Annotated in this window: 20 protein-coding genes and 1 riboswitch; of the genes, 12 read left to right on the top strand and 8 right to left on the bottom strand. The window is 71.1% G+C overall.

Annotation, left to right across the window (positions count from 1 at the left end; genetic code table 11):
• Positions 1 to 85 precede the first annotated feature (85 nt).
• Entirely contained in the window at positions 86 to 892 is an 807-nt protein-coding gene (locus FHU35_RS27100) for an SGNH/GDSL hydrolase family protein (protein WP_246110607.1), read from the bottom strand.
• Positions 893 to 1,504: 612 nt separating this feature from the next.
• Between FHU35_RS27100 and FHU35_RS30255 the strand changes: the two genes are divergently transcribed.
• The 4 genes from FHU35_RS30255 to dapA all read left to right on the top strand — a co-directional run bounded on the left by FHU35_RS30255 (position 1,505) and on the right by dapA (position 5,425).
• Complete coding sequence (locus tag FHU35_RS30255; RefSeq protein WP_145744868.1) at positions 1,505 to 2,971, top strand: hypothetical protein; 1,467 nt, start codon at positions 1,505 to 1,507, stop codon at positions 2,969 to 2,971.
• A 93-nt stretch (positions 2,972 to 3,064) separates the two neighbouring features.
• The gene (locus FHU35_RS27110; RefSeq protein WP_145744870.1) at positions 3,065 to 3,790 is read left to right on the top strand and encodes an ESX secretion-associated protein EspG; all 726 of its coding nucleotides are present in this window, start codon (positions 3,065 to 3,067) and stop codon (positions 3,788 to 3,790) included.
• A gap of 146 nt (positions 3,791 to 3,936) precedes the next feature.
• Positions 3,937 to 4,551: a DUF3159 domain-containing protein gene (locus FHU35_RS27115; protein ID WP_145745393.1), complete on the top strand. Its 615-nt coding sequence runs from the start codon at positions 3,937 to 3,939 to the stop codon at positions 4,549 to 4,551.
• Positions 4,552 to 4,582: 31 nt separating this feature from the next.
• On the top strand, positions 4,583 to 5,425 hold the full coding sequence (gene dapA / locus FHU35_RS27120) for a 4-hydroxy-tetrahydrodipicolinate synthase (protein ID WP_145744872.1): 843 nt from the start codon (positions 4,583 to 4,585) through the stop codon (positions 5,423 to 5,425).
• A gap of 220 nt (positions 5,426 to 5,645) precedes the next feature.
• On the opposite strand, the gene FHU35_RS27125 is transcribed toward dapA, so the two are convergent.
• Positions 5,646 to 6,587, bottom strand: coding sequence for an N-acetylglucosamine kinase (locus tag FHU35_RS27125; RefSeq protein ID WP_145744874.1), 942 nt, complete (start codon positions 6,585 to 6,587; stop codon positions 5,646 to 5,648).
• A 199-nt stretch (positions 6,588 to 6,786) separates the two neighbouring features.
• Between FHU35_RS27125 and FHU35_RS27130 the strand changes: the two genes are divergently transcribed.
• Positions 6,787 to 7,629, top strand: coding sequence for an amidohydrolase family protein (locus tag FHU35_RS27130; protein WP_145744876.1), 843 nt, complete (start codon positions 6,787 to 6,789; stop codon positions 7,627 to 7,629).
• Between the two features lie 36 nt (positions 7,630 to 7,665).
• Here the strand turns inward: FHU35_RS27130 and FHU35_RS27135 are convergent, their stop codons facing one another.
• Positions 7,666 to 8,706, bottom strand: coding sequence for an SIS domain-containing protein (locus tag FHU35_RS27135; protein WP_145744878.1), 1,041 nt, complete (start codon positions 8,704 to 8,706; stop codon positions 7,666 to 7,668).
• Positions 8,707 to 8,978: 272 nt separating this feature from the next.
• Here FHU35_RS27135 and FHU35_RS27140 point away from each other — a divergent pair, with 272 nt between their 5' ends.
• The 3 genes from FHU35_RS27140 (at position 8,979) to FHU35_RS27150 (ending at position 11,997) form a co-directional block, all read left to right on the top strand.
• Positions 8,979 to 9,734 (top strand): GntR family transcriptional regulator, encoded by a 756-nt coding sequence (locus tag FHU35_RS27140; protein WP_145744880.1) that lies wholly within the window; start codon positions 8,979 to 8,981, stop codon positions 9,732 to 9,734.
• A 158-nt stretch (positions 9,735 to 9,892) separates the two neighbouring features.
• Entirely contained in the window at positions 9,893 to 10,705 is an 813-nt protein-coding gene (locus FHU35_RS27145) for a superantigen-like protein SSL4 (protein WP_145744882.1), read from the top strand.
• Positions 10,706 to 10,872: 167 nt separating this feature from the next.
• Entirely contained in the window at positions 10,873 to 11,997 is a 1,125-nt protein-coding gene (locus tag FHU35_RS27150; RefSeq protein WP_145744884.1) for a S1 family peptidase, read from the top strand.
• Between the two features lie 89 nt (positions 11,998 to 12,086).
• Here FHU35_RS27150 and thiE read toward each other — a convergent pair whose 3' ends face one another.
• A complete protein-coding gene (gene thiE / locus FHU35_RS27155) occupies positions 12,087 to 12,758 on the bottom strand; it encodes a thiamine phosphate synthase (protein WP_145744886.1) in 672 nt (223 codons plus the stop codon).
• Between the two features lie 134 nt (positions 12,759 to 12,892).
• A riboswitch (TPP riboswitch) is annotated at positions 12,893 to 13,000 on the top strand.
• Here thiE and thiO point away from each other — a divergent pair.
• The 3 genes from thiO (at position 12,992) to thiG (ending at position 15,074) form a co-directional block, all read left to right on the top strand.
• Positions 12,992 to 14,110, top strand: a complete 1,119-nt coding sequence (gene thiO, locus FHU35_RS27160; RefSeq protein WP_145744888.1) for a glycine oxidase ThiO — start codon at positions 12,992 to 12,994, stop codon at positions 14,108 to 14,110. (Overlaps the previous riboswitch by 9 nt.)
• Positions 14,107 to 14,307: a sulfur carrier protein ThiS gene (gene thiS, locus FHU35_RS27165; protein WP_145744891.1), complete on the top strand. Its 201-nt coding sequence runs from the start codon at positions 14,107 to 14,109 to the stop codon at positions 14,305 to 14,307. The genes thiO and thiS overlap by 4 nt, the downstream gene beginning before the upstream one ends.
• Before the next feature lie 2 nt (positions 14,308 to 14,309).
• Positions 14,310 to 15,074, top strand: a complete 765-nt coding sequence (gene thiG / locus FHU35_RS27170; RefSeq protein WP_145744893.1) for a thiazole synthase — start codon at positions 14,310 to 14,312, stop codon at positions 15,072 to 15,074.
• Positions 15,075 to 15,185: 111 nt separating this feature from the next.
• Here the strand turns inward: thiG and FHU35_RS27175 are convergent, their stop codons facing one another.
• Together FHU35_RS27175 and thiD are read right to left on the bottom strand one after the other, a co-directional pair.
• The gene (locus tag FHU35_RS27175) at positions 15,186 to 17,135 is read right to left on the bottom strand and encodes an FUSC family protein (protein ID WP_186459644.1); all 1,950 of its coding nucleotides are present in this window, start codon (positions 17,133 to 17,135) and stop codon (positions 15,186 to 15,188) included.
• A 170-nt stretch (positions 17,136 to 17,305) separates the two neighbouring features.
• Positions 17,306 to 18,139, bottom strand: a complete 834-nt coding sequence (gene thiD, locus FHU35_RS27180) for a bifunctional hydroxymethylpyrimidine kinase/phosphomethylpyrimidine kinase (RefSeq protein WP_145744897.1) — start codon at positions 18,137 to 18,139, stop codon at positions 17,306 to 17,308.
• 75 nt (positions 18,140 to 18,214) lie between these two features.
• On the opposite strand from thiD, the gene FHU35_RS27185 reads away from it, so the two are divergent.
• Positions 18,215 to 18,871: a Uma2 family endonuclease gene (locus tag FHU35_RS27185; protein WP_246110609.1), complete on the top strand. Its 657-nt coding sequence runs from the start codon at positions 18,215 to 18,217 to the stop codon at positions 18,869 to 18,871.
• Between the two features lie 42 nt (positions 18,872 to 18,913).
• Here FHU35_RS27185 and thiC read toward each other — a convergent pair whose 3' ends face one another.
• Both thiC and FHU35_RS27195 read right to left on the bottom strand, forming a co-directional pair.
• Positions 18,914 to 20,548, bottom strand: a complete 1,635-nt coding sequence (thiC, locus tag FHU35_RS27190) for a phosphomethylpyrimidine synthase ThiC (protein ID WP_186459645.1) — start codon at positions 20,546 to 20,548, stop codon at positions 18,914 to 18,916.
• A gap of 185 nt (positions 20,549 to 20,733) precedes the next feature.
• Positions 20,734 to 21,306, bottom strand: a complete 573-nt coding sequence (locus FHU35_RS27195; RefSeq protein WP_145744899.1) for a peptide deformylase — start codon at positions 21,304 to 21,306, stop codon at positions 20,734 to 20,736.
• Positions 21,307 to 21,337: the final 31 nt, after the last annotated feature.

Here is a 21,337-nt window from a genome sequence, read left to right on the forward strand (position 1 = left end):
GAACCCCCGGCGGTGCCAGGTGCTCAGGTGGGGTAGTGCGAAAGCACCTTCGGTGCTTGCCTGACGTGCTTGGGCGGCGTTGTTGTCACGTGCAGTTCGTGGGGAGTTTTTCGAGGCAGGGGCGTTTGGCGGTTCTGCCGTCTCCGCTGGAGACGCCTCGGAGGCGGCGGCTGATCCAGGGGGCCAGGTACTCGCGGGCCCACTTGATGTCTTCCGCGGCCTGCTCCTGCCAGGTGCGTTCGTCCAGGTCCGGCCACGGTTCGTTCCAGTCCTCGGCGGTGGTGATGCCGAGCGATTCGCAGGCGCGCAGCGCGACCCGGCGGTGGCCGTCGGCCGACAGGTGCAGCCGGTCCTCGCACCAGGCCCTCGGGTCCTGCAGCACCCGCATCGACCACAGGTCCATCACGTAGCAGCCGTGCGCGTCGGCGATCGAGCGCAGGTGCGAGTTGTAGGTGCCGACCTTGCCGCGCACGTGCTTGAGCACCGGGGTGCGCGCGGTGTCGAAACCCGTGCCGATCAGCACGTCGGCCCCGGTCGCGCGGATGCGGCTCACGGCGTCCTCGAAGAGCTCCGCCACCAGGTCGGGGTCGCTGCCCGGGCGGATGATGTCGTTGCCACCTGCGGTCAGCGCCACCAGCGACGGGTTGAGCGCGATGGCCTGCGGGACCTGGTCGGTGACGATCTGGCGGATCAGCTTCCCGCGCACCGCGAGGTTCGCGTAGCGCAGATCCGGGTCGCGCACGGCGATGTGCGCCGCCAACCGATCCGCCCAGCCGCGGTAAACATCGGCCTCGGCAGTGGCATCGGCCAGACCTTCGGTGAAGCTGTCACCCAGCGCGACGAAGTTGTCCCAGCGCCCCGATCCCATGTCGTCCCGTCCCCTTCTGCTCATCCCCACCTGCGTGATGGTGCGAATCAACAGTGGCCCTCGCGAACGCACCTACGCCACCGAAGGTTCCGGCCGAGTGACATACGGCACGGGACAGTCTTGGAAATATGTCCGATTGGTCTGTTGACTTTGCGAAAACGATGCTTTTCCTTGATGTGCGGTGTATTCGCTCGTCACGGGGTCGAGAAGGTGGATCTTGCCGAGAAACACCGATACGGGTGAACGGCAGCTGCTAGTGTCCTTCGGCGGTAACAGAAGTGACAAGGGGGCCCACGATGACGCGATCGGTGCAGGTCAGCGCTCCACGCGCATCCGTTCGCAGGACGTCTGAGCGGGTGTTGCGCGCTCTCGTCGTCGTGGCCGGTTGATGGGGAACGGCGACGTGGGGCATTGCGTCGGTTCCGTTGTGGCCGCGATTCTGATCGTCGGTCTCCGCAACTGTCCTGCAGATCTGGGGGAATCGTGACGGCACCGCAGAATCCGGCGTCCGCGCCGGGGCCGGCGGGATTCGAGTCGCCGAACCGGCGAGGCGGTCCGGAGCCGGGAGGCCGGCGCCGGGCGGAACCGCCGTTGCGGGGTTCGCTGAGCGACTCCGGGCCAGGAGGTCCGCCGCCCGTGCCCGCACCCGCGCCTCCCGCGCGCCCGGCTCCGGCCGCGCAGCGCCCGGGGCACTTCGACGTGCGCGCAGAGCTGGCGGCGCTCGCCGGTGACCCGCACCCGTTCGCCGTCTGGCAGCGGATGGAACAACTTCCCGACCGCTTCGAGCAGGCGCAGGGCGGACCGGGCACGGCGAGCAGGCCGGTGACCGAGCCCTCGCGCCCGTCCACCGGAGGTCTGCCCTCGCTGTCCGGCGACCTCGGTGGTTCCCCGGCGCGACCGGCCGAGATGTCCGGTTCGTTGGTGGAGCCGGACGAATCACGCCACGGGCGCTCCGAGGGCGCCAGCCTGAGCGGGTCGCTGCTGCCGCCCGAGAACCACCGTCCCGCAACGGACCCGGCTCCGGACAGCGGTCCGCAGCCGCAGGTGCGCGACGGCCTGCTCGGCGGCCCGATCGCCGATGGTCCGCCCAGCGTTCCGGTCCCGCAGGTCTCCGACGCACCGCCGCCGGTGGAGCCGTCGCGGCCGCTGATGCCCGAACCGCCGGAAGCGCCGGTGGTCGAGCCGGCCCGTCCGGATCCCGCTGCGCGACAGGACGTTCCGCCTCCTCCGGGCCCGCCCGCCGGGCTGCCCCCGGTCGGCCCGCCGAGCGGTCCGCGCCCGGCGAGCCCTCCGCAGGGCCCGCCGAGCGGCCCGATGCCGCAGGTCGGCCCGCCCCCGGAGAACCGCCCGCAGCCGAACCAGGCACCGGCGAACCAGGGCCCGCCGCCGAACCAGGGCCCACCGAATCAGGGCCCGCCGGCGAACCAGGGCACGCCGAATCAGGGCCCGCCGCCGAACCAGGCACCGGCGGGCCAAGGCCCGCCACCGAACCCAGGGCCGCCGCCGAACCAGCCGCCGGCGCCCCACCAGGCACCGGCGGGTCCTCCGCCGCAGCACGCGTCGCCGCCTGCGGGCATGCCCGCGCCGCCGAACGGCGGTCAGCGTCCGCCACGTCAACCGGGCCCGCCGCCGATGGCGCCGCCCCCGCCGCGCCCGGCGGGACCACCGTCGCCGCAGCAGCAGACGCCGGCAGAACAGCCCGGTGCGCAGCAACCGCCGCCGCGCTCGCCGGAGCAGCGTCCGCCGGAGGCGCAGCAGCAGCCGGACCAACGCGCGAAGGCCAGGACGGTGCGCGCTCCGAAGGTCAACGAACGCGCCGACGGCGGGTTCGGGCCGATGGGATCGGCAGGCGCCTGGGCGGGCGCGAACCGCGCCGGGTACGGCCGGAACACCTCGTGGTCGGCCGAGGACTTCAAGGAAGAGCGTCGCGAAGGCGGTGACGACCTGCGCGCGGGCACCGGTTACAAGCCGGGCGAAACCGGCAGCGGTGCGGTGCCGCAGTTCCTCATCGAGGCCGACGAGCTGTGGGACGACGACGACGGCGGTCGCCTCGTGGCGCCGCCGGTGCTCGGCGAGTCCCCGGCGAGCTTCCGGGACTTCTGACGCCGCGAACCGCCTGGTGAACCGGCTTCGGGCCGGTTCGTCCCCGGGCGCACTGATAACACTGGGTACCGCTAATGCGAAATGTGAGCTGTGATGGTGGAGACGATCACCTTGTCGGCCCCTGCGGTCGATCTGCTCGGTGAGCAGTTGAACCTCACCGTCCGGCAATACCCCTTCGAGCTGCCGCGCGTCGCCGAGCTCGCGGAGGACCGCGACGTCCTCGCCCAGCGGGTCTGGCAGGAGCTGGAGTCCTCCGGGTTCGCGCGCAACGGCCGCCCGGAACCGGAGGTCGAGGACGCGCTGTACCTGCTGTGCAGCTCCGAGGTGTCGATCGCGGCCGCGGGGCTCCTCGACGTGCGGGCCGGGCGCAGGCTGTCAGCGCGCGTGGTGGCCACCGGCGAGGTCGGTGTGCTCGGGATCTTCGACGGCCGGGGCATGCGGATGACCTTCCTGCCGCCGACCGATCTGCCGCGCACCGCCGCCGAGCTGCTGCCGGACGCGCCGACCGGTGCGGGCTCCGCCTTGCGCGCGGTCGCCGACCGGCGTGGCGGGATGCCCGCCGACGCCGACATCGAGGGCCTGCCGGAGTTGCGCGCCGTGACCTCCAGGCCGAAGTTCCGCTTCGGTCACTTCGTCGTGGCGGGAGCGCGCCGCGCACGTGTGCCCAACCTCATCTGGTTCGACACCGATCAGGGCCGCTACGTGATGCGGGGTGAGCGGGCCGAGGGGCAGGACGCCGTTGCCTGCCAGCCCGCCGACAAGCCGACGATCGCCAACGAAATCGCCACCCTGGTGGAACGAGCCCGCCGCCTCGGGTAGACGTGGGGTGACCGATTCGCCCGGTCGGCCCCGGCAGAAGCGCCTGGTCGCCGGAACGGGGTTTTGGTTCCGGCGGAAGTTAGGGCAGGCTTAGTCTCGTGACGCAGGGGCAGACGGACATCGAGCGGGACGACCGCGATTCGTTCATGCGGTTGCTCGGCGGACGCGGCAGCGCGGTCGACGCGAGCCTGCCGCCCGTCGCCTTCGGCGCGGGCTGGTTCCTCGGCGGCGAGTCGATCGTCATCGGCAGCGCGGCGGCCATGATCGTCGGCGCGATCCTCGGCGGCTACCGGCTCCGCAAGGGCGCCCGCCCGCTGGCCGTGCTGATCAGCTTGCTGGTGGTGATGCTGGGAGCGCTCATCGCGATCCGCACCGGCGACGCCGCGGACTTCTTCCTGCCTCGCCTCGCCAGCAACGCGCTGAGCGCGCTGGCGTGGATGACCAGCATCGCGATCCGCTGGCCGCTGCTCGGCGTGGTCGTCGGCTTCGCGCTCAGGCAAGGCCGCAGGTGGCGGCACGATCCTGTGCTGCTGCGCGCCTACAGCAGGGCCAGCTGGGTGTGGGTCGGGCAGTACCTCGTGCGGCTGGTCGTGTTCATCCCGCTGTGGCTGGCCGGGGCGACCGGTCCGCTGACCGTCGCGCAGCTCGTGCTGACCTGGCCGCTGGTCGCGGTGTGCGTCGCCGTGAGCTGGTGGGTCATGCGCCGCTGCCTGCCCGCGGACCACCCCGGGATCCGCCATCCGCGGGAACCCGCGATGTGACACCTCCGCGACGTGGGCGCACAATGCGCTCATGTCTCTAGGCAGCGTGATCACCGCGATCGTGACCCCGTTCGACGACCGGCAGAAGGTCGACGAAGAAGCGTTCCTGGACCTGTTCCGACACCTGCTGGCCAACGGATCCGACGGAGTCGTGGTGTGCGGCACCACCGGCGAGGCGCCGACGCTGTCGGACGCCGAGCACCTGCGACTGGTGGAGCTGGCCGTCGGTGAACGGCCCGAGGGCGTCACGGTGATCGCCTCGACCGGCTCCAACAACACCGCGCACGCCTGCTGGATGACCGAGCGCGTCACGGAGATCGGCGCCGACGGCATCCTGTCGGTGACCCCGTACTACAACAAGCCGAACCGGCGCGGCCTCATCCGGCACTTCACCGAGATCGGCAAGGCCACCGACAAGCCGGTGGTCCTCTACAACGTCCCGTCCCGGATCGGCCTGTCGCTGGACCACGACCTGCTCGCCGAGCTCGGCCAGATCGACAACCTCGACTACGTCAAGCAGGCCGACAACGACGCCCTGGCGCAGGTCGACGGGCTCGGCCTCTACGCGGGCAACGACGACGGCTTCGCCCAGGCCCTCGACCTCGGTGCCCTCGGCGGCATCCTCGTGGCCAGCCACCTGGTCGGCCCGCAGATGAAGGAGATGGTCACCGATCCCGCCCGCCGCGGCGAGATCGACGCCGGCCTGAAGCCGCTGTACTCGGCCCTGGGCGTCACCACCAACCCGGTCCCGGTCAAGGCCGCGCTCGGGCTCCTCGGCCGCAACGTCGGCACGACCCGCCTCCCGCTCGTGGAACCCGACGAGCAGGAGCTCCAGGTCATCCGCCAAGGTCTCGCCGACGTCGGCCTGCTCTGACCGGGGTGCTGTTCCGTGGTCGGCCTGCTTGGCGGTGCGGGTGGCGGAACCTGACACGTCTTCTGGACTCCGTGCGCCACTCCTTTTGTATGCCAATACACGGCGTCGCGGCGTACTCGCCAGAAGACGTGTCAGAACCCGCGGCGGTGCCGGCTGAGTCCCACACCTGAAACAGCGGCTACCGCCGCAATCTGAAACAACTCCTCCGTTTTCGGTGACGTCAGGGGAGGAGCGTCTTGTGCAGGGCGGCGGGGTCCTGGGTGAGGGGGAGTGCCGCTAGCCACGCGGCTGCCGCCGCTCCTGGGCCTGCGGTGCGGGGTTCCGGCCACGAGCGGGCTTCGAGCTCCGCCCTGATGGCCTGGCCGATGCGGTTGTCCGGGGCGAGGAGACCGCCCGCGAGGACCACCGGTGAGTGCTGGTCCGGCCGGGCGGTCGCGGCCGTGTCGGCCAGCAGCACCGCCGCGCGGTGCACGATGTCCTCGGCCGCGTCGTCCTCGGCGCTGGTGACCAGGGGTGCGAGCTCGGCGAGGCGGATCGGTTCCCCCGCGTTGGCCGCGGCGATCAGCGCCTTGCGCTCCGGGCGCACGCCGAGGTGGTCGCACACGGCCTCGGCCAGGCCCTCCACGAGGGCCCCGCGCTCCAGCGCGCGCAGGGTGGCGCGGACGGCCTCGCGGCCCAGCCAGTAGGCCGACCCCTCGTCGCCCAGCAGCCAGCCCCAGCCGCCGATGGTCGCGGCGGTGCGGTGGTCCTCGATGCGCTCGGAGACCGCGCCGGTCCCGGCGATGAGCACCGTGCCCCTCGGTTCGGGCGTCCCGGCGGCGAAGGCGACGACGCCGTCGCTGACCGGTGTGGTCTCGCAACCCAGTCCCAGCCGGCCCCACTCGCCGCGGAAGAACTCGACGAACGCGGGGTCGGCCATCTTGCTCACCCCGGCCATGCCGAGCACGCATCCGCGCACCGCCGCGGGGTCGTGGCCGCCGAGCGCTTCCCGGGCGGCGGCGGCCATCTGCGCTACGGCGTCGCCCGCCGGGTGCGAGTTCGGATTGCCCCCTGCGGCCTCGCCGGTCCCCAGCACCCGTCCGGTCAGATCGCTGACCAGGGCGCGGCTGCTGGTCCCACCGACGTCCAGTCCGAGGACGAGGGCCGTGTCATCACCGTGCATGCGCTCTTTGTACTCTCGCGCGGCGGAATCGGCGGTCGCTACGACGAGAAGTGGTCAAGTCGAGGCCTGGTCTCGATCGCAGCGAGCCGCTATACATCGAGTCGTCGTTTCATCGGTCGGGGAGAAGTGAAGCAATGGGCGACGCCCGTACGAGCGCCTGCCGCGTTCAGTCTGATGTGGACATCCGCGGAGGCGCTCGATGACCGTGGACACCCACCACCACCTGTGGGACCTCGACGTCCGCGACCAGCCCTGGATGACCGGCCCGGAAATGGATCCGCTGCGGCGCGACTTCCGGCCGTCCGACCTGCAGGCCGCGATCCGGGGCACCTCGGTGGACGCGACCGTGCTCGTGCAGACGGTCGCAGATCCGGACGAGACCCCGGAGATGCTGGTGCTGGCGGAGACCGTCGACCGCGTGGCCGCGGTCATCGGCTGGGTGGACCTCACCGCCAGGGACACCCGCGAGCAGATCGGCCGGCTGCACACCCACCCCTCGGGCGGCTGGCTGCGCGGCATCCGGCACCAGGTCGAGGACGAGCCCGACCCGGACTGGCTGATCCGGCCCGAGGTGCTGGCCGGGCTCGGCGCCGTGGAGGACGCCGGGCTGCTCTACGAGCTCCTGATCCGCCCGCACCAGCTGCCCGCCGCGATCAAGGCGGCCGGGCAGTACCCGCAGCTGACGTTCGTGCTCGACCACTGCGCGAAACCGCCGGTGGCCTCCGGTGAGCTCGAACCGTGGGCGAGCCGGATCCGCGCGCTGGCGGCGCACCCCAACGTCGTCTGCAAGCTGTCGGGCCTGGTCACCCAGGACGAGTGGGCGGCACAACCGGACCCGTCGCGGCTGCGCGCCTGCGTGGACGTGGTCCTGGACGCGTTCGGGCCGAGCCGGGTGATGTTCGGCTCCGACTGGCCGGTCTGCCTGCTCGCCGCCACCTACTCGGAAGTCCTCGGCCTGACCAAGGAGCTCACCTCCGGCCTCAGCGACTCCGAGCGGACCGCGGTCTTCGACACGACGGCCCGCGAGATCTACACCCTCTGAGGGCGGAAGTCCCGGCCGGGTCTTCCGCCCCCGCGGTCACGTGGTCCGGGTGACCTTCTGCAGGCCGCGCGGATTGTCGGGGTCGATCCCCCTGGCCAGGGCCAGGCCCAGGGCCAGCTGCTGGGCGGGGAGGATCTCCAGGATCGGGGCGACCTCCTCGGCTGATTCCGGAACCGGGATCCGGTGCGCGGCCGGGGTCTTCGCCGCGGCGGAACCGATCGCGCAGATGTCGGCCCCGCGCCGGTGCACCGCCTCGACGACCTCGCGGGTCGACTCGCCACCCAGCCCGGCGCTGCAGAGCGCGAGCACGGCGGTCTCGGCGTCGATGGCCGCGACCGGGCCGTGCAGCAGGTCGGCCCCGCTGTAGGAGCGGGCCGACAGGTAGCTGGTCTCGGCGAGCTTCAGCGCGGTCTCGTGCGCGGTGGCCAGCGAGTACCCGCGACCGGTGGTGACCATCCGCCCGGCGAAGCGGTACCGCTGCACCGCCTCCTCCACCGGGTCGGTCGCGTCGGTGAGCGCGGTGGCCGCGAGGTCCGGCAGGGCTCGTGCCTGCTCCGCCGCTCCGCCGCGAACGGCATCGATGAGCAGGTACAACGCCAGCAGGGTCGCGCTGTAGGTCTTGGTGGCGGCGACGGCCTGCTCCTGGCCCGCTCGGATGTTGAGCGAGTGCTCGGCGGCCGAGGCCAGCGGGGAGTCGGTGGTGTTGGTGACCGCGACGGTGAGCGCTCCGCGCGCCCGGCCCGACTCGGTGACCGCGAGCAGGTCCGGCGACCCGCCGCTCTGGCTGACCGTCAGCAGCAGGACGTCGGTGAGGTCGGGCTGCGCGCCGTAGAGGGTCGTCGTGGACGGCGAGGTCAGGCCGACGGGGAGTTGCAGGAGCACCTCGATCAGGTACTTGGCGTACAGCGCCGCGTGATCGCTGGAGCCGCGTGCCGCCAGCAGGGCGAATCGCGGGCGTCGTTCGGCGATGACCGCCGCGACCTCGGCGAACTGCTCTCGGGCTGCCAGCAGATCCGCGAAGATCGCCGGCTGCTGCTCGATCTCTGCCTTCATGTGGTTGCCGGGGTTGGCGGACATCTCGGGCCCATCCCTTCCATAAGGTCCAGACCAATTCTACTCGGTCCGGAACCGAGAAGCACCTCCGGTTCGTCCGATGGTCGGCTTCCGGGCGACCGCCGGGGCGTCACGGATCGTGTTGAGCGACACTCATTGTCAAGAGGAATCGGCGTTAGTGTGCTCGCACACCAAAGTCTGAATTGATCATTGCGCACGACCTGCCGGAGACGCGTTCCGCGCGGCCGCGCTGTCGGGCATGCTCGGTGGTCAGGCTGCGGCGGGTAGGAGGAACGATGCTCGACACGACCGTGTCCGGCGGGGCGGATTCGCAGGGGCGCGCGCCGCGGGAACCGAAGTACTGGGGGCTCAAGCAGCACCTGCTCGACCTGCTGCGGTCGATGCCGCCCGGTTCGTCGATCCCGACCGAGCGTTCGCTGGCCTCCGAGTTCGACGTCTCGCGCACCACCGTCCGCCAGGCGCTGGCCGAGCTGACCGTCGAGGGACGGCTGCTCCGCGTGCAGGGCAAGGGCACCTTCGCCGCCAAGCCCAAGGTCGCCCAGCGGCTCCAGCTGTCCTCCTACACCGAGGACATGCGGGCCCAGGGCAGGCAGCCCACCTCGCGGCTGCTGGAGGTCGTCGAGGAGGCCGCCGACGAGGAGCTCGCGGTGCTGCTGGGCACCAAGGCCGGTTCCGCGGTGCTGCGCCTGCGCCGGCTGCGGCTGGCCGACGCGGAACCGATGGCCATAGAGACCACGCACTTGCCGCTCGCCCGGTTCCGCGGCCTGACCGCGCAGCTGGAGTCCGGCGGCTCGCTGTACCAGGTGCTGCGGGAGAGCTTCGACGTCGAGCTCGGCCACGCCGAGGAGACCATCGAGACCGCGCTGGCCAGCCCGGAGGAGGCCGAGCTCCTCGGCTCCGACGTCGGCCTGCCGATGCTGCTGCTGTCGCGCCACTCCTTCGACACCGAGGGCCGGCCGGTCGAATGGGTTCGCTCGATCTACCGCGGAGATCGCTACAAGTTCGTCGCCCGGCTCAATCCGCCCGCTTGAGTGGCGATAACGGTGCGCAATCGCCTTTTCGCGCAGTGACACCGATTTTCGTTACACGTCGTGGGAGTCCTCACGAAAACGGGTGCTGCGGAGAAAACCGGCCCGGCGCGCGCGTTGGCAGTGCGAGATGAGCGACTCCAATTGCGTGTGTGAGGGAAATGGCGAGGGGCGGCGCGGATTCGGCTGAAGATCAGCCGGAGCGGCAGAGCGAGAAGAAGACTCAGGTCTCACCGGCCCAGGTCGGTGGTGCGGCGCTGGCGTCGGTGACCGCGGCGTTCCTGGGCTCGCGGCTGGGCGTCGCCGGGACCGTGGTGGGCGCTGCCCTGACCAGCGTGATCATCACCGTCGGCGGCGCGCTCTACCAGCGGTCGATCGAGAAGACCAAGGAGAAGGCCGTGGTCGCCGCGGCCAGGGCGTCGGTGCTGCGGCAGCGCCGCGTTCCACCGGGGCAGGTCGGGACCGAGGTGGCGACCCGGAAGCTCCAGGTCAGCGGTCTGCAGTGGCCCGGCGGCGAAGCCGTCGAGGGGCCGGCGACCGAGCTGGTGGAGCGGGAAACCCGGACCGTCCTCTCGCCGCCGGTGCCGCGCCGCAGGTGGGGGCGCTGGACCTTGGTCGGCGCGACCTGCTCGGCGGTGTTCGCGGTGAGCATGCTGCTGGTGACCGGTTTCGAGGGCGTCACCGGGCGCCCGCTCTCGGGCGGTGACGACGGCACGACGCTCGGTCAGGTCTTCAGGCCGGTGCCGCGGGCTCCGGTTGAGAATCCGCCGGCTGAGCCCACGACCAGCGAGCCTGCTCCGACCAGCGAGATGCCCACGACGGAACCCTCCGCTCCGCCGACCAGCAGCGAGCAGCCCCGGCCCAGCGAGCAGCCGCCCACCCCGTCGCCGAGCGAAACCGGTTCGTCCGCAACGCAATCCTCGGTCACGCAGTCGGCTCCTGAATCGACGGTCCCGGGACCGATTCCCGGATAAATGCGAAAAACGGTGAAATGATCGGGAATCGCGGCCGTGATCAACAACTGTTCGGAGTTGATTTGCGCACATTGCGCTAAAAGCTGGATGTGATTTCCCTGAGGAGATCTGATACTGGACCGGCGACGGGGCCTTGAGAGATCAGGTCACTACAAGGGAGACACGAGATGAAAAGCAGACTCGCGGCTCGCATTGCCGGGACCGTTCTGGTCACCGCGGGAACGGTTGCCGCGCTGACCATGCCGGCCACCGCCACCGCGCCCACTGCCGCTCCGGTGGCGGGGACGCTGCTCGAGGCGATGCAGCGCGACCTCGGCCTCACCGAGGTGCAGGCCCTCGACCGGCTCAAGCTCGAATCCGCGGCGCAGCGCACTGAGAGCACGTTGCGCGACGCGTTAGCCGACTCCTTCGGCGGCGCCTACTTCGACTCCGCGACCGGCAAGCTCGTGGTCGGCGTGACCGACGCGGCCCGCTCCGAGCAGGTCCGCGCGGCCGGTGCCGAGGTCCGCCAGGTCGCCTTCAGCGTCCAGCAGCTCAACGGTGTCGTCGACGGTCTCAACGCAGGCAAGGCGCAGGCCCCGAAGAGCGTCACCGGCTGGTACGCCAGCGGCAAGCAGAACGCCGTCGTCGTCACCGTCAAGCCGGGTGCCGCTGCCGAGGCCGCGCAGTTCGCGCAGGCCGCGGGCGTTCCGGCCGACGCGGTGAAGGTCGTCGAGTCGCAGGAGCAGCCCCGGACCCTGATGGACGTGGTCGGCGGCAACGCCTACTACATCGGTAGCGGCGCTCGCTGCTCCGTCGGTTTCGCCGTGGATGGTGGGTTCGTCTCCGCCGGCCACTGCGGTGGCTCCGGCGACACCACCACCGAGCCCAGCGGCACGTTCGAGGGCTCGTCCTTCCCGGGCGACGACTACTCGTACATCTCCACCGGCGACGACGACACCCCGGTCGGCGCCGTCAACGACTACAGCGGTGGCACCGTCGGTGTCGCCGGTTCGTCCGAGGCCTCCGAGGGCGCGTCGATCTGCCGCTCCGGTTCGACCACCGGCTGGCACTGCGGCACGGTCGAGGCCAAGAACCAGTCCGTGCAGTACGAGCAGGGCACCGTCGAGGGCCTGACCCGCACCGACGTCTGCGCCGAGCCGGGCGACTCCGGTGGCTCGTTCATCGCGGGCGACCAGGCCCAGGGCATGACCTCGGGCGGTTCGGGCGACTGCAGCAGCGGGGGCACGACCTACTTCCAGCCCGTCGGCGAAGCGCTGTCGGCTTACGGGGTCTCCCTGGTCACCCAGTGATCCTCGGTGGCGGTTCCCTCCGGGATCGCCACCTCACGCAGCACGACGGCCCCCGGGATCATCGGTCCCGGGGGTCGTCGGCGTCGTGCTCAGGGAAGTCGCGAGCGCAGGTCGCGGGCGGCCGCCGCGGGGTCCTCGGCCTCGGTGATCGCGCGGACCACCACGACGCGCTCGGCTCCCGCCTCGACGGCCTCGCCGAGGTTGTCGGCGTCGATGCCGCCGATGGCGAACCACGGGCGACCGTGCCCACCGTGCTCGGCGGTGCGCCGGACCAGGTCGATGCCGGCGGCGGGGCGCCCGGGCTTGGTCGGCGTCGTCCACACCGGGCCGGTGCAGAAGTAGTCCACGCCGCGCTCGGTCGCGCCGGCATGGGCCTGGGCGGCGTCGTGGGTGGACCGGCCGATCACCACGTCATCACCCACCACGCGGCGGGCGACGTCGACGGGCAGGTCGTCCTGGCCCAGGTGCAGCACGTCCGCCTCGGCGGCCATCGCGATGTCCGCGCGGTCGTTGACCGCGAGCAGCGCGCCGTGCCGAACGCACGCCTCGGCCAGCACCTCCAGCGCGGCGAGCTCCTGGCGGGCCTCCAGCGGAGAGCCGTGGGGACCCTTGTCGCGGAGCTGGATGATGTCGACCCCGCCGCTGAGCGCGGCGTCGGCGAACTCCGCGAGATCACCTCGCTCGCCGCGGGCGTCGGTGCAGAGGTACAACTTCGCGTCGGCGAGCCGTGCGCGGATGCCGAAGCCGTCCAGTCCAGGCATGCGCCCCAGCCTAGGCGGTGCTGAGGGATGCGGAGGAGCCGCGTTCTCCTCCACCGCCTGAGCCGCCGGCACCGCGGCGCCGGGCGACCGCTGACTGCTCATGACGTCGTGATCTGCGGACGGGTACGGTGGAGCGTGGTGAGCACGGGAGCCCGGCGGACCGGGCTGAGAGGGAGCGCAGGGCTCCGACCGTCGAACCTGATCCGGGTCATGCCGGCGCAGGGAGCGTGGAATTGTCTGAGAAGCGAACCGATCACGTAGTCGTCGTGGGCGGTGGAGTCGTCGGCTTGTCGGTGGCCTGGCGGGCCGCTGCCGCCGGGAACCGGGTGAGCCTGGTCGACCCGGCGCCTGCGTCGGGTGCCTCGCACGTCGCGGGCGGGATGCTCGCCCCTCTCGCCGAGGCGTGGCCCGGCGAGGAGGAGCTGCTCGAACTCGGCTCGACGTCGCTGAACCGCTGGCCGGAGTTCGCCGACCGGCTCGGCCGGGCCTCCGGCTTGCCGTCGGGGCTGCGCACCGAGGGCACGTTGATGGTCGGCATCGACGGGGCCGACCGCGCGGAGCTCGACAACGTCGCCGGTTACCTCGCGGGTCTGGGTCGCAGCGTCACCAGGCTCACCAGCCGCGAGCTGCGCAAGCGGGAACCGTCGCTGGGGCCCGCGGTGCGCGGCGGGCTGGAAGTGCCCGGCGATCTCGCGGTGGACAACAGGCTCGCGCTGGCCGCGCTGCTGGCGGCTGCGGAGGCGGCGGGCGTCGAGTTCGTGCGGGAGCGCGCCGAGCGGGTCCGGCCCGGTGCGGTGGAGCTCGCTGAGTCCACTGTGGAGTGCGATGTCGCGGTGATCTCCGCGGGCGCGCACTCGGTGTCGCTGCACCCGTCGCTGGCCGGGAAGATCCGCCCGATCAAGGGCGAGATCCTGCGGCTCCGGCGACGAGCTACCGCGTTACCGCCACCGACCCGCACCGTGCGCGGACCCGTGCACGGCCGGCCCTGCTACCTGGTGCCGCGCGACGACGGGGGCGTGGTGCTCGGCGCCACCCAGCACGAGGTCGGCTTCGACACCGAGGTCACCGCGGGCGGCGTCCGCGACCTGCTCGCCGACGCCGAGACCGTGATGCCGGGGATCGCCGAGTACGCGCTGGTCGAGGCCACCGCCGGGCTGCGCCCGAGCACCACCGACAACCTGCCGGTGATCGGCTGGCTGGAGCCCGGAGTGCTCGCCGCGACCGGCCACCACCGCGGCGGCTTCCTGCTCACCCCGGTGACGGTCGACGCCGTGCTGTCGCTGCTGCGCGGAGAAGAACCGGAACCGCTCATCAAGGCCACCGATCCGAGCCGTTTGGGAGGAATGCAGTGAACGTCGTGATCAACGGCGACGCGCGGGACGTCGGCCCCGACGCCACGCTCGCGTCGGTGCTGGACGACTTCGGCGTGCCGGAACGAGGCGTGGCCGCGGCGGTGGACGGCGCGGTGGTGCCGCGCGCGTCCTGGCCGAGCACGGTGCTGCACGCCGACGCCGCCATCGAGATCCTCACCGCAGTGCAAGGAGGGTGACCGTGGACGACCCATTGGTGATCGCAGGTCGGGAGTTCGGTTCGCGCCTGATCACCGGGACCGGCGGGGCGAACAACCTCGCGGTCCTGGAGCGCGCGCTGATCGCGTCCGGCACCGAGCTGACCACCGTCGCGATGCGCAGGGCCGATGCCGGCGGCGGCACCGGCGTCCTCGACCTGCTGGGCAAGCTGGGCATCGAGGTGTTGCCCAACACCGCGGGCTGCCGCACCGCGGCCGAGGCGGTGCTCACCGCACAGCTCGCGCGCGAGGCCTTGGGGACGAACTGGGTCAAGCTGGAGGTGGTGGCCGACGAGGACACCCTCCTGCCCGATCCGGTCGAGCTCCTCGACGCCGCGGAACAGCTGGTGGACCAGGGCTTCGTGGTCCTCGCCTACACCAACGACGACCCGGTGCTGGCGCTGAAGCTGGAGGAGGTCGGGTGCGCCGCGGTCATGCCGCTGGGCTCGCCCATCGGCACCGGCCTGGGCATCCGCAACCCGCACAACATCGAGATGATCGTCTCCCGCGCGCAGGTCCCGATCGTCCTCGACGCGGGCATCGGCACTGCCTCCGACGCCGCCCTGGCCATGGAACTCGGCTGCTCAGCGGTCCTCCTGGCCACCGCGGTCACCCGCGCCCAGGACCCCGAGCGCATGGCCACGGCGATGCGGAGCGCCGTCGAAGCGGGCCGCTTGGCCTCGCAAGCCGGGAGGATCCCCCAACGCTTCTGGGCCCAAGCCTCCAGCCCCGGCACCCCCATGGGCTGAGTCCCACACCTGAAGACGACGACCCCTGCCGCACCAGGTCCCAGTTTTAGTCATAACTGAGCTGACATTTCGGGCATGATCATGGCTCGGTTATGACTAAAACTGGGACCGCTACCGGATGTGGAGGCGTTCGGGGCGGACGAAGCTGATCGTGTAGCTCTTCCACGGGTTGTCGTAGCCGAAGGTGCGGTCGATGGCCTGGCGGGCGTGCAGGGCGTTCTCGACCAGGGAGCTCGCCAGGAGCTCGGAGGCCGGGGCGCCGCTCGCCGGGATGTCGGGGATCTTCGCCGTGGACTTCCCGCCCAGCAGGTCGTCGACCGAGCGCAGCGCGGGCACCGCGACCTTGCGCTCCTCGGCGGGCCGGAACGCCAGCGTGGCGACGTCCTGGCGCAGCGCGTCGAGCGCGATCGCGGCGGCGCGGGTCGCGTGGTTGTCGTCGGTCTCCTCGCCGGTGCCGTCCAGCAGCGCGGGCATGCCGAGCAGGTCCTGGGTCCGGCGCAGCGCGAGGACGTTCGCCGCCTGCAGGGCCTTCGGCAGGTCCGCTCCCTGGCCGGAGGCGCGGACGCTGCGCAGCAGCTCCGACACCGACCAGACCGTGGAGCGGATGGCACCGCGCACGTCCGGCACGATGCTGCTCGGCAGCACCAGGTAGCTCACGTACCCGACGATCAGCGCGATCGCAGCGCCCACCGCCGTGTTCGCCGCGAAGCTGATGCCGACGTTGACCAGCGGGCGGTCCAGCGCCATGGCCTGGTCGACCACGGTGATCACGATCAGGCAGCCCAGCACCGCCTGGTACTCGGCGCGCAGCCTCGGCATGTTCAGCAGCATCCCGCCGATGACCAGCGGGATCAGCAGGTAGGCGCCGGGCAGCAGGGTGATCAGGATGGCCAGCGCGGTCACGCCGAGAACCGCGCCACCGGTGCGTTCCAGCGCGCCCGTCATGCTGTCGCGCGCGGCGGGGGCCAGCACCACGTACAGCGCGAGCAGCAGGCTCGACGCCGACGGATCGCGCAGCAGCAGCACGATCACCATGCCGACCGCCACCGCCAGGGTGCAGCGCAGCGCGTGCCGGAACAGCGAGGACCGGAACGACAGGTGGGCGCGCACGGCGCCCCGCAGCCGCTCCCGCAGCGCGCCCACCTCGGGCGGCGGCACCGGGCGCTCGTCGCGGTCGACCACGGCCGCGCGGATCCGGTCCAGTCCCTGGTTCACGCCGGCGACGGCGTCGGGCAGGTCCTGCCGACCGCCCCGGGCGACGACCGCCTGCGCCGGGTCGCGCCGGGCCACCATCGGAAGACCGGTGCAGGCGCGGGAGCGGATCGCGCGGGCGAGCTCGGCGGCGACGCGGTCGGCTTCGGAGACGATCTCGCGCAGCCGCTCGGCCTCGATCCGGTCGCTCTGCTGAGCCTGCGCGAGCAGCGTCTCGCGGGCGGCGCGGAACCGGGCGGCACCGGCCAGCACCTGCCCGAGCCACGTGCTGGAGCCGTCGGAACGCCAAGCGCCCGCGGCGGATTCGAGCACGCCGGGGCCGGGAACCAGCAGCGTCCGGGCGACCGCGACGCGGGTCGCGTGGCCGGGGTCGGCGACTCCGGTGATCACCCGCAGCAGCAGCGCGAACAGACCACCCGCGACGGTCGAGGCCAGCAGGACGAGGAACGGCTGGTCGTTGCCGATGCCGGTCGTGGTGGTCACCAGCGTGGCGGCGGCGAAGATCTGCCCGCCGATCCGGTAGTGCTCACCCAGCGCGGGCAGCATCCCGGTGCCGAACACCACGACCGCCACGGCGAGCCCGGCCAGCACCGGGACCTTGGTCAACATCGGCCCGACGGCCATCATCAGCACCAGCGCGGGCGTCAGCCACACGAACCGGCGCAGGTCGGAGCGCAGCGCCTGACCGCTGGTGGCGGTCAGTGCGAGCACGGTGGTCAGCGCCCCCAGCAGCACCGGGGTCTGCAGCTCGAAGTACCAGCCGACGAACGTACCGGCGATCACGGCTGCCACCACCAGCAGCACGTACTGGCGCTGCCGGGGATCCGGTGCGCCCGCCTCGGTGGCCATCCATCCCCGCGCCCTTGTCAACACCGCTCTAGCCACGCTCTCGCATACCCCTGTTTCCCTCGCCACGCGCTCCGGGCTCCGCGCCTGGAATTACGCGTCTCTCCAACTTATGTCGACGAGTAGCACCTATCGGGTTACAGGGTGCGGGCGAGAATCACTCATTTGATTGGTCAGTACGACCGAGGACTGACCCGCCAGAAGGTCGAGACTGGTCCCACGCCGGAGCCGAGGGGGTAGGCGTCGGCGACGCTGCGGGTGACGAACCGCTTGCCGCCGCGCACCGCATCCGGCACCGAGGCGCCCTTGGCGAGCGCGGCGGTGATCGCCGAGGCGAACACGTCGCCCGCGCCGTGGGTGTGCTCGGTGGCGTAGCGCGGGCCGGGCAGCTCGATGGACTCCGTGCCGTTGAAGAGCAGGTCGACGCACTCGGGGTCGTCGAGGAGGTGACCGCTCTTGATCAGCACCCACTCCGGCCCGAAGTCGTGGATGGCCTTGGCCGCGTCCAGCAGGTCTCCGCGGGTCCGGGCGTCGATGCCGGTGAGCAGGCGCACCTCGTCGAGGTTCGGGGTGGCCAGCGTGGCCCGCGGGAACGCCCGCCGGCGCAGCGCGTCGAGCGCGTCCGGGCGCAGCAGCGGCTCACCGCTGCGCGAGGCGGCCACCGGGTCCACCACGAACGGCGTCCGGCCGCCCCTGCCGATCCCGTGGCGGTCGCAGGAATCCAGGGCGGCGTCGATGGTGGCGGCCGAGGCGAGCACACCGGTCTTGGCCGCTCCGACGCCGATGTCGGAGGCCACCGCGTCGATCTGCGCGGCCACCGTCTCCGGCGGGATCTCCACCAGGCCCGTCACGCCGACGGTGTTCTGCACGGTCACCGCCGTCACGGCGGTCATGCCGTGCACCCCGCAGGCGAAGAAGGTCCGCAGGTCGGCGTGCATGCCCGCACTGCCGCCGGAATCCGATCCGGCGATGGTCAACGCGGTGGGCGGGGCGGTGCTCTCGTGCATTCCCCGAATGCTACGTGCCGCGTGATCCCCGGTATCGCGTAGCTGCTGACGTCCCGGACGTTTCCCGATAGGCTCGTGACCAGGCAGATCGCAAGATTGTCAGAGGCGGTGAGTACTGTGCGTGACGAAAACAACACAGGAGGTGACCGCGCTATGAATGCTGCTCCGGCACCGTCGTACTCGACGTGGGACGAGTTGGTGCAGAACTGGCAGCACTTGGACCTGCCGGACAAGGCTTGGCGCGCGGAGATCATCGAGGAGACGATCGTCATGACGCCGCCGCCGGGCCCCGCTCACAACATGATCGCCGACGTAGTCCATCGCGAACTGGTCGGTGCCGTTCCCCGGGAGCTGGGGATCTTCCAGACTCTCGGAATCGCCGTTCCACTGCGGAGAAGTATCTTCATCCCGGATCTGGTCGTCGTCCCCCGTGCCGATATCCCCGGGCGTTCGGATCCACAGCCAGTCCCCGCAGAACGCGCGTTGCTGATCGTGGAGATCACCTCGAAGAGCAATGCCGATGTGGACCGCAAGCAGAAACTCTGGTCCTACGCGCAAGCGGAGATTCCGCTCTACGTACTGATCGATGAGTTCGCCGCGGACGGCCCAGCCGTCTTCGTGCACTCAGAACCGCATGAGGGCAGATACCGCAAGCGCGAGCTCTTCCCGTTCGGCAAGCCGGTCGAGCTCCCGGCGCCGTTCGACCTGACCATTCCCACCGACGAGTTCTGATGCGGGCTGGGGCGACTCCGGCGGCGCCGCCCCAGCGCCGGATCACTCCTTGGCCGCGAGCGGCAGGTAGACCTCGCCGCCGGTGCGGGTGAACTCCTCGGACTTCTCCGCCATGCCCGCCTCGATGGCTTCCACGCTGGTCAGGCCGTGCTCCTCGGCGTACTTGCGGACGTCCTGGGTGATCTTCATGGAGCAGAACTTCGGCCCGCACATGGAGCAGAAGTGCGCCGTCTTCGCCGGTTCCGCGGGCAGCGTCTCGTCGTGGAAGGCGCGTGCGGTGTCCGGGTCCAGCGACAGGTTGAACTGGTCGGTCCAGCGGAACTCGAAGCGGGCGGTGGACAGCGCGTCGTCCCGCTCCTGGGCCCTCGGGTGGCCCTTGGCCAGGTCGGCGGCGTGCGCGGCGATCTTGTAGGTGATCACGCCGGTCTTGACGTCGTCCCGGTTCGGCAGGCCGAGGTGCTCCTTGGGCGTGACGTAGCAGAGCATCGCCGTGCCGGCCTGGGCGATCATCGCCGCGCCGATGCCGGAGGTGATGTGGTCGTAGGCCGGTGCGATGTCGGTGGTCAGCGGGCCGAGCGTGTAGAACGGCGCCTCACCGCACAGCTCCTCCTCCAGCCGCACGTTCTCCGCGATCTTGTCCATCGGCACGTGTCCGGGGCCCTCGATCATCACCTGCACGTCGTGCTCGCGGGCGATGTGCGTGAGCTCGCCGAGGGTTTCCAGCTCGGCGAACTGCGCGCGGTCGTTGGCATCGGCGATCGAACCGGGGCGCAGGCCGTCACCCAGCGAGAACGTCACGTCGTAGGCGCGCAGGATCTCGCACAGCTCGCTGTAGTGGGTGTAGAGGAAGCTCTCCTTGTGGTGCGCCAGGCACCAGGCGGCCATGATCGACCCGCCGCGCGAGACGATCCCGGTGACGCGCTGGGCGGTCAGCGGGACGTAGCGCAGCAGCACGCCCGCGTGCACGGTCATGTAGTCGACGCCCTGCTCGCACTGCTCGATCACGGTGTCCCGGTAGATCTCCCAGGTCAGATCGGCAGGGTCGCCGACCTTCTCCAGCGCCTGGTAGATCGGCACGGTCCCGATCGGCACGGGCGAGTTGCGCAGGATGCGCTCGCGGGTCTCGTGGATGCGCTTGCCGGTGGACAGGTCCATCACGGTGTCGGCGCCCCAGCGGGTCGCCCACACCATCTTCTCCACCTCCTCCTCGACCGAGGAGGTGACCGCGGAGTTGCCGATGTTGGCGTTGACCTTGACCAGGAAGTTCTTGCCGATGATCATCGGCTCGCTCTCCGGGTGGCACCGGTTCGCCGGGATCACCGCACGTCCCGAGGCGACCTCGTCGCGCACGAACTCCGGCGAAACCCCTTCGCGGTGCGCGATGTACTCCATCTCGCGGGTGATCGCGCCCGTCTTCGCCCAGCCCAGCTGGGTGTTGTGCTCACGTCCGTCCTGCCATCCCGCGCGCGTTCGCAGAAGTCCACTGTGGACGTCCACGGTGGTGCTGTCGTCGGTGTACGGCCCTGACGTGTCGTAGACGTCGAGGTGCTCACCGTTGGTCAGCTCGATGCGGCGGAACGGCACGTGCAGCCCTGATTCGGTGCTGCTGAAGACCTTTCGGGATCCCTCGATGGGTCCCGTGGTGATTCCGGATGCGTTCGGATACACGTCGGCCACTGCCGTCCACTCCCTACGCCGGCATTACCCGGTCAGGTTCGTGCGGTCGGCGGCCCCGGATCTCTCCAGCCGCCCTCTCAGCCCGGTGTTGGTGCGAGCTCCCGCGGATTGATTTGTGCAGTGCCCGAGGCTACGGGCGAGTTGCGGTCGTTGACAACAGGTTCATCCGTACGGCCGCACCCGGCTCATTCGGCGAACGGGTCGCCCGTCTCCGCCGGGTCCCAGCTCAGGCCGGGGACTCCCCAGTCGTTGCGCTTGATCATCTTCTTCGCGGCGCGCACGTGTCTGCCGGTGAGCCGGTCGAGGTAGACGTAGCCGTCGAGGTGGTCGGTCTCGTGCTGCAGGCAACGGGCGAAGAAGCCGGTTCCCTCGTCCTCGACCGGGTTGCCGTCCACATCGGACCCCGTGACCTTCGCCCAGCTCGCCCGGCCGGTGGGGTAGGACTCGCCGGGAACCGACAGGCAGCCCTCCCAGTCGTCGTCCGGGTCGGGCATGGACTCGGGGATCTCCGAGGTCGTCAGCTCGGGATTGATCACCAGGCCGCGGTGCTGGACGCCCTCGTCGTCCGGGCAGTCGTAGACGAACAGCCTCAGGTCGACACCGATCTGGTTGGCCGCCAGGCCCACGCCGTTGGCCGCGGCCATCGTCTCGAACATGTCCTCGACGAGAGTGCGCAGCTCGTCGTCGAAGTCCTCCACCCGGCGGGTCGGGTTGTGCAGAACCGGGTCGCCGTAGACGCGGATGGGGTGAACAGCCATGGCGCGGACTCTATCGGTCGCCCAGGTGAGC

Origin of the sequence: Saccharopolyspora dendranthemae (assembly GCF_007829955.1) — a bacterium.
GTDB classification, from domain to species: domain Bacteria; phylum Actinomycetota; class Actinomycetes; order Mycobacteriales; family Pseudonocardiaceae; genus Saccharopolyspora; species Saccharopolyspora dendranthemae.